9 protein-coding genes, 2 tRNA genes and 1 pseudogene are annotated in these 12,282 nt (G+C 60.9%); 7 read left to right on the plus strand and 5 right to left on the minus strand.

The features are described from left to right. Nucleotides 1-49 precede the first annotated feature (49 nt). On the minus strand, nt 50-571 hold the full coding sequence (locus tag JQ592_RS16250; protein WP_211403832.1) for a FecR domain-containing protein: 522 nt from the start codon (nt 569-571) through the stop codon (nt 50-52). Nucleotides 572-1,224: 653 nt separating this feature from the next. Here JQ592_RS16250 and JQ592_RS16255 point away from each other — a divergent pair. Next, nucleotides 1,225-2,316, plus strand: a complete 1,092-nt coding sequence (locus tag JQ592_RS16255) for a DUF2778 domain-containing protein (RefSeq protein ID WP_211403833.1) — start codon at nt 1,225-1,227, stop codon at nt 2,314-2,316. Nucleotides 2,317-2,324: 8 nt separating this feature from the next. Here the strand turns inward: JQ592_RS16255 and JQ592_RS16260 are convergent, their stop codons facing one another. Then, on the minus strand, nt 2,325-2,954 hold the full coding sequence (locus tag JQ592_RS16260) for a glutathione binding-like protein (RefSeq protein WP_211403834.1): 630 nt from the start codon (nt 2,952-2,954) through the stop codon (nt 2,325-2,327). Nucleotides 2,955-2,966: 12 nt separating this feature from the next. Next, nucleotides 2,967-3,560, minus strand: coding sequence for a cysteine hydrolase family protein (locus tag JQ592_RS16265; protein ID WP_211403835.1), 594 nt, complete (start codon nt 3,558-3,560; stop codon nt 2,967-2,969). A 128-nt stretch (nt 3,561-3,688) separates the two neighbouring features. On the opposite strand from JQ592_RS16265, the gene JQ592_RS16270 reads away from it, so the two are divergent. The 5 genes from JQ592_RS16270 (at nt 3,689) to lepB (ending at nt 7,237) form a co-directional block, all read left to right on the plus strand. After that, a complete protein-coding gene (locus tag JQ592_RS16270) occupies nt 3,689-4,522 on the plus strand; it encodes a LysR family transcriptional regulator (RefSeq protein WP_211403836.1) in 834 nt (277 codons plus the stop codon). Nucleotides 4,523-4,714: 192 nt separating this feature from the next. Next, nucleotides 4,715-4,787, plus strand: a tRNA-Phe gene (locus tag JQ592_RS16275). 4 nt (nt 4,788-4,791) lie between these two features. Next, a tRNA-OTHER gene (locus JQ592_RS16280) sits at nt 4,792-4,856 on the plus strand. A gap of 335 nt (nt 4,857-5,191) precedes the next feature. After that, the gene (locus tag JQ592_RS16285; RefSeq protein ID WP_211403837.1) at nt 5,192-6,343 is read left to right on the plus strand and encodes a slipin family protein; all 1,152 of its coding nucleotides are present in this window, start codon (nt 5,192-5,194) and stop codon (nt 6,341-6,343) included. Nucleotides 6,344-6,499: 156 nt separating this feature from the next. Then, entirely contained in the window at nt 6,500-7,237 is a 738-nt protein-coding gene (gene lepB / locus JQ592_RS16290) for a signal peptidase I (protein ID WP_211403838.1), read from the plus strand. Between the two features lie 8 nt (nt 7,238-7,245). Here lepB and JQ592_RS16295 read toward each other — a convergent pair whose 3' ends face one another. After that, entirely contained in the window at nt 7,246-9,006 is a 1,761-nt protein-coding gene (locus tag JQ592_RS16295) for a B12-binding domain-containing radical SAM protein (RefSeq protein ID WP_211403839.1), read from the minus strand. Nucleotides 9,007-9,267: 261 nt separating this feature from the next. Then, nucleotides 9,268-9,435: pseudogene (groEL, locus tag JQ592_RS16300) on the minus strand (chaperonin GroEL); the annotation flags it as partial. Nucleotides 9,436-9,539: 104 nt separating this feature from the next. On the opposite strand from groEL, the gene JQ592_RS16305 reads away from it, so the two are divergent. Next, the gene (locus JQ592_RS16305; protein WP_211403840.1) at nt 9,540-12,140 is read left to right on the plus strand and encodes an HD domain-containing protein; all 2,601 of its coding nucleotides are present in this window, start codon (nt 9,540-9,542) and stop codon (nt 12,138-12,140) included. Nucleotides 12,141-12,282: the final 142 nt, after the last annotated feature.

Here is a 12,282-nt window from a genome sequence, read left to right on the forward strand (position 1 = left end):
GGGCCTTGTTGCGCGAGCCTTAAATTGTCGGAGCCTTATTGGCCCAGTCTTATTGACCTAGTCTCGCCATCAGCGCGTCGACGCGCGGCTGGCCCCATGTCTTGACGGTCAATGGACCGGTTGCCTCGACATCGACGCCTTCGCCCGGTCCGAGCACGACGCCGCGTCCGCCGCTCCTGCGGGACACGCCGACACGGCCGTCGGCCACGAAGACCGCGGTCTTGGCCTCTGTCACATCGACGGCCCATTTGGTGCCGCGCACCGCGGCGATCGCCCGTGGCGTCAGCACCTTGAAAGGATTGCCGCCGGGCTTTTTGGGCACATCGACCAGCAGCGCCTTGCTGCTCAACTCCACGGAGTCAATATGTCCGTCGCGGTTGGCGTCCTTAAGTTCAATCCTGGCGCCGTTCTCCGCAACAATCGTGATGCCGTTGTCGCAGCGCCAGGTCTGCGTTCCCGCTGCGGATGGCGACGGTGTGCAACCCGCATTGGCCGGCTGCGCGGCCGCGTATCCCATCAACAACGACGACCACGCCAGAGCAATGAATCCGGCGCGTGCGATCCCTTTCATGCCAGCCTCCGTTTGCGTGCTCGGCACAGTTCAAGGCGATGCTGATACGGTACCGTATCACACGCAGAGGCTGCTGAATAGTGCCGCTTCTCGCAGGTATTTTCTTGCCGCGGCATTTTCCAGTCCGGCGCGATCAACTTTCAGTCAGGGTGCTGTGGCCCGTGAGCGCCAGCCTTCTCCCGCGCTCCGCAAGCGGTGAGAGTGACGACGATCGCGATGGCGCACACCAGCCTCGCGCAATCCTTCCCCGCTATCGTCCGGGTATTGAAGACCACGAAAATGACTTGGTTGGATGCGCCTAGAGAGGCGGCCGTAAGACGTTCGCTGATCGCCCGATCCAGCCGAGAATTATGGTTAACAAACGCGACTAAGTCCGTAGTTCTGCGGGCTTTTTTCTCAGAATGAGACAGCGTTAACGAGCTGCCCTACATCTGCCCGAACTTAATCCGCATTTAACTAAAAGTCGCCTTAATGACGCTCCGACCCTCTGCGAGATGCTGTTCCCGGATCGTGACCAGCGGCGCTTCGAAGGGGGACTGAGTGACACCGTCCTGGACGCAAGGCGAATGAGTACGAGTATCGCTGCGCAGAGTAACGCGGCACGGAAGTCCAAGAAGTTTTCAAAGAATTCTCTTCGGAAGCCTTCCCGGAAAATGACCACGACCAATTGGCTTGGCGCCGCGGCGATCGGCTGCGTCGTGATGGGCGCCGGCTGGACCATCCACAGCAACATCTTCGGCGCGAGTGTCTATCCGAGCGTCGGCAGCATCGGCTACGACGAGCCCGTGATCAAGCGTGCGCCCAGGGTGGCGCTGCGCGAGGCCAGCGAGGCCATCAACGAGACCTTTGCCCTGCTGCTGCCCGACCGGCTCCAGGTCGCAGCCCCAATCTCCCGCGAGATGTTCAACGAGCGCTTTGCCGCCGCTGCGACGCAGGGCGTGCCATCGAATGCGGCGAGCGCCGCGCCCGCGACCCAGGTTGCTGCGGCCAAAGACGCCCCGAAGCAGAGCGTGATCGCGAAGGTCGCGGAAGCGCTGAAGCCGGCAGCCAAGACCACTGACAAGACCACTGACAAGACTGCGGACAAGGCCAAGCGTGCGCCCGAGGGCCAGATGCAACTGGCCTCGGCCGACCCGGCCGAGATCGTGCCGGCGCCCGAGGCAAAGCCGAAGTCGTTTGCCGACCGCGCCAAGGCCGCGGTGATGTCGATCACCGGACCGCGTCAGTCGATGGTGGAAAAGCTCTGGGGCAAGCGTGAGCCGTCCGGCGGACTGCTCGCCTACGCCTCGGCCGATGCCAGCGTGACCTCGGCCATCGCGCCGAAGGAGCAGAACCCGATGTTCGGCGGCGCGCCGCCCTATGAGCGCGACACGGCGGTCTACGATATCACGGCCAAGACGGTGTATCTGCCGGATGGCACCAAGCTCGAGGCGCATTCCGGCCTCGGCTCCAATCTCGACGATCCTCGCTCGCAGCGCACCCGCATGCGCGGCGTGACGCCGCCGCACATCTACACGCTGAAGCCGCGCGAAGCGCTGTTCCACGGCGTGCCGGCGCTGCGCCTGACCCCGATCGGCGGCGAGAGCGCGATCTACGGCCGCGACGGCCTGCTCGCGCACACCTTCATGCTCGGGCCGAACGGCGACTCCAACGGCTGCGTGTCGTTCAGGGATTACTACGCGTTCCTCGACGCCTACCGCAACAAGGGCATCCGCAAGCTCGCGGTGCTGGCGCGGGTGGAGTAAGGCGCGCCCTAAGCCGCAACGGTCTTGCGCAGCGCCATCTCGGTCCTGATCGCTTCTTTCACGGCGGGCCGCGCCTGCATGCGTTCGAGATAGGCCGCCAGCGACGGCCACTCCGCGATGTCGATTCCTGCCGGACGGAGCAGCAGCAAGGCCCAGGTGAGATGGGCATCCGCGACGGTGAAGCTGTTGCCGACGAGGAATTCGCGATTCCCAAGATGCGCTGACGGCACCGATAAGGTCTGCGGGATTCGTGCACGAGGCTTGGCGAGCGAGCCGTCGTCCCTGTACCAGAAGGTCGGAAACAGGAACGCCTTGTGGATCTCGGCGCCGACGAAGCTCAGCCATTCCTGCAGACGATAGCGATCGGGATCGCCGAACCGCGGCGCAAGGCCGGCCTCCGGTTTCAGGTCGGCGATGTATTGCAGCACCGCCGCGCATTCGGTCAGCCGCTCGCCGTTCTCGAGCACGAGGACCGGCACCGCACCCTTCGGCGAAATGTCGCGAAAGTCGCTGTCGTCGTCCGCGACCATCTTGGTCCTGAGATGCACCAGATGATAGCGCGCATCGAGGCCTGCTTCCATCAGCGCGATGCGGCTCGCAAGCGAGCAGGCCATCGGCGAGAAATAGAGTTGCAGCATCGCGTTGCTCCGTTATTTCAGTGCATCGCCGCGCGCGATGATGGCGAAGCGGTCGGATAGCTCGGCAAGCGCAACCTCGTGGATGATGCGAGCGTCCAGCGTGCCGCCGCGGCCGTCGGGCAGGTCGCGCGTGGCGCAGGCGTCGGCGTCGATCGTCGTGCGAAAGCCGAGGTCGAGCGCGGCTCGCGCGGTGGAGCTGACGCACATATGCGTCATGAAGCCGGCCAGCACGATGTTCTTCCTGTCGGTTGCGGCAAGGCGCGCCTGCAAATCAGTGCCGGCAAACGCATTCGGCAACTCCTTCTCGATCACCAGTTCGCCGGCACGGGGGCTTAGCTCGGCGACGATGGCGCCTCGGTCGGCGCCGCGATCGAACAGGCTGCCGGCCTTGCCGCGATGGGCAATATGGATGATCGCAGCTCCGCTCTCGCGAGCCCGTGCCAGGAGTACGGCCGCCCGCGCGATCGCAGGTCTCGCGTCGGGCAAAGCGAGAGGGCCTGCGAGATATTCGTTCTGGATATCGATCAGCACCAGCGCGGCGTCGGCAAGACGCGGCGGGTTGAGATCGGCGCCGGCGAGCTGCAGCAGGGTCTTTGCGGTCGTCATGGTCTTGGAAATCTCCGGGCAAAAAGGCTGGGCAAACATAGCTCCGGGAAGGCCTGCCGATATGCAGGGATATTGCAGCCGGTGGCTGCGATATTGCAGGCTCCTGCCGGCCGGTATAACCTCGCGCAATGAACTGGGACGATCTGCGCATCATCGCTGCCGTCAGGGACGAGGGCACCTATGCCGGCGCCAGCGCGCGGCTGCGCATCGACGAGACGACGGTCGGGCGCAGGCTGTCGCGCATCGAGCGTGCGCTCGGCTTGCGTTTGTTCGAGGCCGCCGACGGCGTCCGCAGGCCGACGCGGAGTTGCGAGGCGGTGCTGGCGCATGTCGAGGCGATGGCCGCGCATGCGTCCGAGATCGATCGCCTCAGTGAGAGCCTGGAAGGTCCGGTGGGACGCCTGCGCATCGCCTCCACCAACACGGCCGCCGAGGAGGTGCTCTCGCCGCGCGCGAGCGACTTCCTGCGTGCCAATCCCGGCCTGACGCTGCAATTCCTCACCTCGAGCGAGAACGTCAAATTCTCGCGCTGGGAGGCCGATCTCGCCATCCGCCTGCGCAAACCCGACAAGGGCGACTTCGCGATCTCAAAGCTCGGTGACATCAAGCTCTATTATTTCGAGCCGGTTGCGACCGAGGGCGAGCCGATGCTGTGCGCCTATCCGGATGAGCTCGGGACCATTCCCGAGATGCAATTCCTGCGCACGAAGAAGGCCCGCGCGCGCTGCGTCACCGACAACGTTCGCGTCATCCGTAACCTGATCCGCGCGCATCAGGCAGCCGGCGTGTTGCCAGAGTATGTTTGCGCGGACTTGCTCGGCGATCGCCGCCTGCGCGCCACCCTGCTGCCGAAGCGCCGCGACGTCTGGCTGCTGGTGCAGAACCATCTCAAGCGCGACGCCGCAGCGCGCGTGACCATCGACTGGGTGAGGGCGTGTTTCCAGGAGATGTCGCGCAGTTGAGGCCACGTCGCGGTGTGACGACTGCGTCACAGCGCGCAAGCTGCGACGAAAAATCTTGAACCTGCCTCTTGCAACCCGAACGTGCCTGGTCTATTAGCGCCGTCCTTCGCTAGGCCATGGGTTCGGGCTCTCTGAGATCCCGACTGGCGCGGGCCGGTCTCCGGTTTCGTGTTCCGCCGAATGAAGGAAAAAGCGGGATGTAGCTCATGGAGAGCGTCGGGCTGAACACCCGAAGGCATCGGTTCGATTCCGGTCTCTTGTCCCACAAAGGAAAGCTCAGTTGGGTAGAGCAGGTGACGTTAATCATCGGGTCGCGGGTTCGAATCCCGCTCCAGCGCTCCGTTTCAGCCTGAAAAGCTGATTCCTCTGAAGGGGACCGGACGCGCGCTTCAGTCGCAGTCCGGCCGTTTTGCCGCAAGGCTTTCCGTCCGAACCTAGACACTGTGAGACCGGCTTTGCGCCGCGGGTCGATACCGCTTGCGCTGATGCCGGGTGGCTCCGCATGACCGCGCGACACTTCTCGCGCGATCGCGCGCGTGCGCCCGTCGTCAGGCAAGCTCAAGCCCCGGTCCGCCGATTTCATGGGAAGCGTCGTCCGCGTCCTCAAATCCTTTGCAAACGAAACCTGTTGTCCGGCATCCGGCCGGGCGCAAATGATGGAGGCGTGCCATGACCTGGCACTTGCTGATGCTGAACGTGACGGTGAAGGATGGCGAACGTGCGTTGCTGACGCGCAACGGGCAGCTCGTGCGCGTGCTCGCGCCTGGCAAGCATCGCCTGTTCGATCCCCTGCACGAGCTGAAGGCCGAGGTGCTCGACGTGGTCCGCAGCGAGTTCTCTGCGGAGCGCTACGCCGTGCTGAAGGCCGCGCGGCCCGATCTTGCCGCCGAGCTGTTCGAGGCGGTCGAGACCAGGGCGGACGAGATCGCCATCGTCAGCCTCGACGGCCGGCCTGTGCATCTGATGACGCCCTGGCAGGTGCGCGTCTACTGGAAGGTCGCAACGCGCATCGATGTCGAGCGCATCGATGTGTCCAGCGATGTCCGGGTCGACGCGCGGCACCTCGCCATGATCGAGCGCAACCGCTCGGCCGTGACGTCGGAGACGGTGGTCGAGAACCACGAGGCGGGTCTTCTTTACGTCGAGGGCCGGCTCGTGGAGCGGCTCGCGCCCGGCCGGCACGCCTTCTGGACCGTCGGCCGCAAGATCGAGGTGAAGCGCCTCGACCTGCGGCCCCAGGCGGTCGAGATCACCGCGCAGGAGATGCTGACCAAGGATCGCATCGCGCTGCGGGTGACGCTGACGGCGTTCCGCCGGATCGTCGATCCCGAGCGGACGGTTGCGACCGTGCCCGACGTGGATGCGTGGCTGTACCGCCTGGTGCAGTTCGCGATCCGCGAGGCGGTCGCGGGCCGGACGCTGGACGAGGTGCTGTCTGCGAAGGCGGCGCTGGATGCGGAGCTGCGCGACTATGTGCGCGCACGCGTCGCAGAGTCCGGTGTCGAGGTGACCGAGCTCGGCGTCAAGGACGTGATCCTGCCCGGCGAGATCCGGGAGCTGGTGAACAAGGTGGTGGAGGCGGAGCGGGTCGCGAAGGCGAACCTGATCCGCCGGCAGGAAGAGACCGCGGCGACGCGGTCGCTCCTGAACACCGCCCGCCTGATGGAGGAGAACCCCCTGCTGCTGCGGCTCAAGGAGCTGGAGTCGCTGGAGCGGCTGGTCGAGAAGGTCGGCCGCATCGACCTCCACGCCGGCGACGGCCAGGGCCTCGATGCCCTCCTGACCCGGCTCGTGCGCCTGAAGGCGCCCGAGAGTGCATGACACGGAAGGGCCGCTCACGGGCGGCCCTTCACATATCCGTTGTCCTTGTTTGCGGTGAACGCGTGAGCGCGCCCGTGCGACCAAAATCCTGAGAGGGGATTGCGCGCGCGCAAGGGTTGCGTAATCTCACGATGACGATCTTGATCAGGCAGGCGAATGACCACTCTTGAGCAAACGATCCGCCCCTCGGTGCGATCCAGCGACTGGAAGGCGATCGTCGTCCTGATCCTGCTGATCCCGGTGCTGTGGTCGCCGCCGTTCCTGGTTCGCTTCTTCCTGTACAAGCCGTTCAACATCCCGTCCGGCTCGATGACGCCGACGCTGGTCGTTGGCGACTATGTCCTCGCCGCCAAATACGCCTACGGCTATGGCCGCTATTCTTTCCCCTTCGCACCGTCGAGTCGCATCCTTGCCGCCGACCCCGAATACGGCGACATCGTCGTGTTTCGCACGGCGAAGGACACCTCGGTCGATTACGTCAAGCGCGTGGTCGGTCTGCCCGGCGATCGCGTCCAGATGCGCGCAGGGCAGCTCATCCTCAATGACAAGCCGGTGACGCGCGTGGCGCTGAAGGAGGTGTTCGCCGGCGCGGCTTGCGGAGGCGATGACGAGGCCAAGGCCAAGCGCTGGCGCGAGACGATGCCGAACGGCGCGAGCTATGTGACCTACGACTGCGTCGACAATGGTTTCCTCGACAACACCAGCGTCTTCACGGTGCCGCCGGGCCACTTCTTCGTGCTCGGCGACAACCGCGACAACTCCACCGACAGCCGCATGATGAGTGCGATGGGCTTCATTCCGATGGACAATCTGATCGGCAAGGTAAAGCGGATCTTCTGGTCGCTCGACGAGAACGGGGAGCCGCGCTTTGAGCGGCTGGGTAAGGTGTGGTGAGGCGCGCCTCACGTGGTGGGCATCTTCCGCCCCTGCGCTTCTTCGATGTGTCGCCGCTGATCGAGAAAGGCCTGGCTTGACCTCGTCTTGAACAATTCGAGGCTCTCGGTTTGATCGGTCGAAGGCGTCAGCGCCTTGTCGGTATATGCGAGCCGATACGGGTCGCGCTTGACCTTGCGCGCAAGCCGCTCGAGATGGATTGCGAGCGTCGCCCAGCGCGCTGCCTTGGTCGCCGTTTCCGCGACGAGGCGCGGATAGAACAGCCACGCTGGCTCCGTGGGCAGATGTGGCCGGCGCTCATGCCGGCTCTTCAGGCGGAGCACGCCACCCTCGAGCGGATGGACATGCTCGATAGGATGGTAGCCTCTGAAATAGAGAACGAAGGTCTTGATCCTGTTGACGCTGTTGCCGGTTGCCGCGGCCCGCCGCATGATCGTTTCGACATGCGCCCAGCTGTAGTAGGTGGCCCAGGCCGTCGCGTAGGCGTGTTCCCATTCGGCCTGCGACATCGTCGCGTGCGCGACCGTGACATGGTCCAGATCGTACTTGTTGAGGTCCGGATCCATCGTGACGCCCTTGGTGTATAGCGTCTTGTGATCCTCCGATCCGGGCAGCGGCGTCAGGAAGAAGAACTCCAGCATGTCGATCGGCAGCTCGTCCTGGATGATCTTGATGTCACGGATGATCGACGCCGGCGTGTCGTTCGGGAAACCGAGGATATAGCCGCCGACGGTGACGATTTTGGCCTGCTTCCAGGCTAGCATCATCTCGCGGTAATCCGTGATCTTGTTCTGGCGCTTCTTGGCGCCGAGCAGACTGTCCGGATTGATGTTTTCCAGGCCGATGAAGCACCTTCGTACGCCTGCCTTTGCGCATTTCTCGACGAAGTTCGGCAGCTTGTGGCAGAGGGTGTCGACCTGGATCGTGAAGCTCAGCTGCCATCCTTCGCTCTCGCGAAGCGCGATGATGCGGTCGAGCAACACCTCCCAGTCCTTGTTGCGGGCGAAATTGTCATCGGTGATGAAGAAGGCATGAATGCCCTGCGCGACATTGGCGCGGATCAGGGCCTCGATGTCGTCGGCAGTCCGGCGCCGAGACTTGCGGCCTTGCACGTTGATGATCGTGCAGAACGAGCACTGGAAGGGGCAGCCACGGCCGGCGTCGAAACTCGTGGTGCGACCCATTACCCGCTTGATCTGCTCTTGGGGAATGATTGGTAACGACTGACCTTCGAGATGCGGAAGGTCATCGAGGAAATTGTACTGTGGCTGAAGCCGCCCGGCGACGGCATCCTGCAGGACGTGCTCAAGACGTCCTTCAGCCTCTCCGGCAAACACCGACACGCCCAGATCCATGATCTTGCGAACGTCAGGGTCGCAATCCGGCAACATGGCCAGCGTCCCCGAGACATGGAAGCCGCCGACCGCGACCTGGATACCCCGGCTTCGAAATTGTCGTGCGATATCAATCGCTCGTGGAAACTGGTTGGACTGTACGCCGACCAGCATCACCATACCGGCATTGGCCGCCTTGATCGAGCGCGCCAGCTCTTCAACCCGCACTCTCCGGTTGGTCTCGTCGATCGCTTCAAGGTCGATGTCGAAATCTGCGCCGAGAACCTGACGCTCGCGGCAATCGAGCGCGATGCCATGAAGGCATGCCAAGGAATTGGAAGGCAGGCCCCCCCGCCACCAACGGATCACGTAGCCATCACTGTCGTAATGCGACGGCTTGATGAGAACAAGCCGGAATGTCTTGTTCGTCGGCATGCGCGGAGGGTATCCCGCGGACGCTCGATCGCCAACCTCGTTTTGATTGCATCTTGCGACGACAGAAATATTCGATCGATCGCGCGCCCTTGGCCATACAGCTCTCGGGAGAGGAGCAGTCAGAAGGCATGGTCTCTGTCATTCCGGGCTCGGCGCTTGCCGCGCCGGAACGACGAAAGAGGATACCGCTTCACCGTGTGTCAAAAAGCAAAAACCCCGGCATCTCTGCCGGGGTTTCGTAGTCCTTGAGATGGCCGGACCTTAGAAGTCCATGCCGCCCATGCCGCCGCCCGGGGGCATTGCCGGGCCGGCGCCGCCCTTCTTGGGCAGCTCGGCGACCATGGCTTCCGTGGTGATCAGGAGCGCGGCCACCGAGGCAGCGTTCTGGATCGCGGTGCGGACCACCTTGGTCGGGTCGATGATGCCCTTCTTGTGCGGCGAGTTGCGTCGCGCTGCGCCATAAGTCCTATGGTCTCAACTAAGATATAACGGAACCCCATTGCGATCCAATAGAATCATTTTAAGGTTGTACTATGAGCTATACATATTCGTACTTATGGAACGCCGCATTCGGTGACGCTGCGGCTAACATTCACAAGGAACAGAGGGACATTCTTTGCAATGCATATCTGTCGTCGCGAAGAAGAGTCGAGCAGTTGGTCCAAAATATCAGTGCCGATCTTCGTCACCTCACGATCCACGATATCACGCACTTGGATGCGCTTTGGGGCGTCGCAAGTGAAATTGTCGGACCGGAATATCCTATAACGCCTACCGAGGCGTTCGTTCTAGGCGCTTCCTTTCTCCTGCATGATGCGGGGATGTGCCTAGCTGCTTATCCCGGGGGACTAGCCGAGCTTAAGCGCCACAAGCTATGGCAGGGTACCCTAAGGAAATTCGCTCGCAATCCTGAAAGTCCATGCGACGCCGAGGTCGACGCCGCTGTGAAGGCGTTGCTTAGAATTGAGCATGCCAACCGTGCCATGGAGTTGCCGCACGTGGAGTGGTCGACCGTCGCAGGGGCAAGATATTACCTCCTCGAAGATGCGGATATCCGACAAAAATTTGGAAATGTCATTGGTGAAATCTCGGCGAGTCATTGGTGGGATCATAACAAGGTTGCAGCTCGGTTGGATCGTATATTGCCAGCTCCACCTCCGTTTCCCGTCGAATGGAGAGTAGATCTTCTGAAAATCGCATCTCTTCTTAGGGTAAGCGATGCAGCTCATGTTGACGAGCGGAGAGCTCCCGGCTTCGTATGGGCATTGCGCCGGCATAGTCTAGACGACACATCTAATCTGCATTGGCTGTTTCAGAACAGGCTGACGCAACCCGAGAGGAGAGCGGATGCTCTATATTTTGGCTCAACTTCCGAGTTTCTTCCATCTGAAGCGGAATCATGGTGGCTCGCGCACGACGTGCTCAGGATGATAAACGAGGAGCTCCGCTCCACCGACGTGCTGTTGGCCGACCTGAGAGGAGGTTCTCTGAGATTTTCTGCTCGTCGCGTGGCGAACGTTGAATCCGCGACGACTTTGGTGAACTCCATAAGAGTTCGAGACTGGATACCCATCGATACGAGTATCAAAATATCAGATGTTCCTGATCTGATCCGCAATCTCGGCGGTCGCTCATTATATGGAGATAGCAGGAAGGTTCCGCTTCGGGAGTTGTTGCAGAATGCTGCGGACGCAATTCGATTGAAGTCCGAGGTGCTTTCAGCGTTTACATTGAAAGATGGGCGAATTCGGGTTCGACTGGGAAAAGATGGTGCTGGTTTCTTTTTAGAAGTTGCCGACAACGGGATTGGAATGTCGCAGGAGATTATTGCTGGCCCATTTCTAGATTTTGGAAACAGCGGCTGGTCGACTGATCCGGCATTCGTTGACTATCCAAATGCAGATCCTCAAAAGCTAAACATGATTGGCAAGTTTGGGATCGGCTTCTTCTCTGTGTTCATGCTCGGCGATAAAGTTGAAGTGAGAACCCGTCGATTTGATCGAAGCTTTCAAGACACCATTGTTTTGTCTTTTGGAGGTGGAGTAGGTCATCGACCAATTCTGCGCCCCGCTTCGCAGTCAGAGTGGATGACTGAAGGGGGGACTTCGGTGAAGGTGTGGTTTAAGGGTGAAACGGAAGTTGCAGGTGACCTGCTAGATAAGCGCAAGCTTTCGTTGCGTCACCTTTGTGAATTACAATTTCCTCTTTCAGAGGTCGCGATCCATGTGAATGAATTTTCCGAACTGCAAGTGATTCAGCCGATTGACTGGAAGATAGTCGAACCAGAAGTTTTGCTAAAGAGATTGGGAGTTCTGTCCGAAATTCCCAGTTATCTGGAACCTTATCTGAAAAATATTCGCCCCATCTATGGACCTGACCAAAAAGTGGCGGGACGGATTTTTCTTGCCCCCTCGTCGTATTCATTCAGACTAACGGGAGGCGCATTTGATTGTAATGGAGTTGTTGCGTCGCGTGGGGTCTTCGTTTCGCTTATTCATGGCATCTATGGAGTAGTCGAAGGAAACATCGTCGCTGCTGATAGATCTCGCGCGGAGCCAACGCCGACCAGGGAAGAGTTTGGCCGTTGGTTGATTGAACAGGCCGATTTGCTGTCGGACATGGCCCTCTCGGGAGAGGAGCAGGTGGCTTGCTCGGAGATAATATGCGTTCTCGGTGGTGATACAAGGCGGCTTGGAATATGCAGCCTTGACGCTGATATCCTTTCGAAGCAGCAGCTTGCTGAGTTTCTGTCAGGTGTCGATCGTGTAAGTGTCGTGAGTACGTATGAGTTAAGGAATCTGGCTAAGATGAATCCCAATGCGGTCAGATCGAAGCATGTGTTGGGAGCGGATGGCTCCTACTCAACGGTGTTCGAGTCGAGAGATGGTGAGGGATTCGATCGCGTATTGCGCGGTCATGGCTATCCAGGCGTGGCTGATCTCGTTATTGGGATTGTCGGCGATTGCTGGGCATTGGATGCAAGCTTAGTTCGAGCGCTCAGAGCAGGGCGATTTGATGATAGGCAGCTTGTTTCCGAGGTTGTAATTGCGCGAACTGAACGGGGAGAAGAGATTCTGGGACACGGCGTCGACATCTGGAAGGGAATGACGATCCGAGATTTGCGCTACAGGTAACTTATATTTTGCGAAGACCGCATGCGAGGCGGTATCTGAGGTGCCTCACAGGGTCTCCCAAAACATTTACCTCTATTGCATTCCAAACAAAAACCCCGGCATCGCTGCCGGGGTTTTCGCATTTCGTAGTTTGCCTGAGAGG

This window comes from Bradyrhizobium iriomotense, from assembly GCF_018129405.1.
GTDB lineage: Bacteria > Pseudomonadota > Alphaproteobacteria > Rhizobiales > Xanthobacteraceae > Bradyrhizobium > Bradyrhizobium iriomotense_B.

Bases quoted from the DNA above. Each gene is read 5' to 3' on its own strand.
- JQ592_RS16250 (WP_211403832.1), bottom strand. From the start codon at position 571: ATGAAAGGGATCGCACGCGCCGGATTCATTGCTCTGGCGTGGTCGTCG.
- JQ592_RS16270 (WP_211403836.1), top strand. From the start codon at position 3,689: ATGAACTGGGACGATCTGCGCATCATCGCTGCCGTCAGGGACGAGGGC.
- JQ592_RS16295 (WP_211403839.1), bottom strand. From the start codon at position 9,006: ATGCCGACGAACAAGACATTCCGGCTTGTTCTCATCAAGCCGTCGCAT.
- JQ592_RS16285 (WP_211403837.1), top strand. From the start codon at position 5,192: ATGACCTGGCACTTGCTGATGCTGAACGTGACGGTGAAGGATGGCGAA.
- JQ592_RS16260 (WP_211403834.1), bottom strand. From the start codon at position 2,954: ATGCTGCAACTCTATTTCTCGCCGATGGCCTGCTCGCTTGCGAGCCGC.
- JQ592_RS16265 (WP_211403835.1), bottom strand. From the start codon at position 3,560: ATGACGACCGCAAAGACCCTGCTGCAGCTCGCCGGCGCCGATCTCAAC.
- JQ592_RS16255 (WP_211403833.1), top strand. From the start codon at position 1,225: ATGACCACGACCAATTGGCTTGGCGCCGCGGCGATCGGCTGCGTCGTG.
- JQ592_RS16305 (WP_211403840.1), top strand. From the start codon at position 9,540: ATGAGCTATACATATTCGTACTTATGGAACGCCGCATTCGGTGACGCT.
- lepB (WP_211403838.1), top strand. From the start codon at position 6,500: ATGACCACTCTTGAGCAAACGATCCGCCCCTCGGTGCGATCCAGCGAC.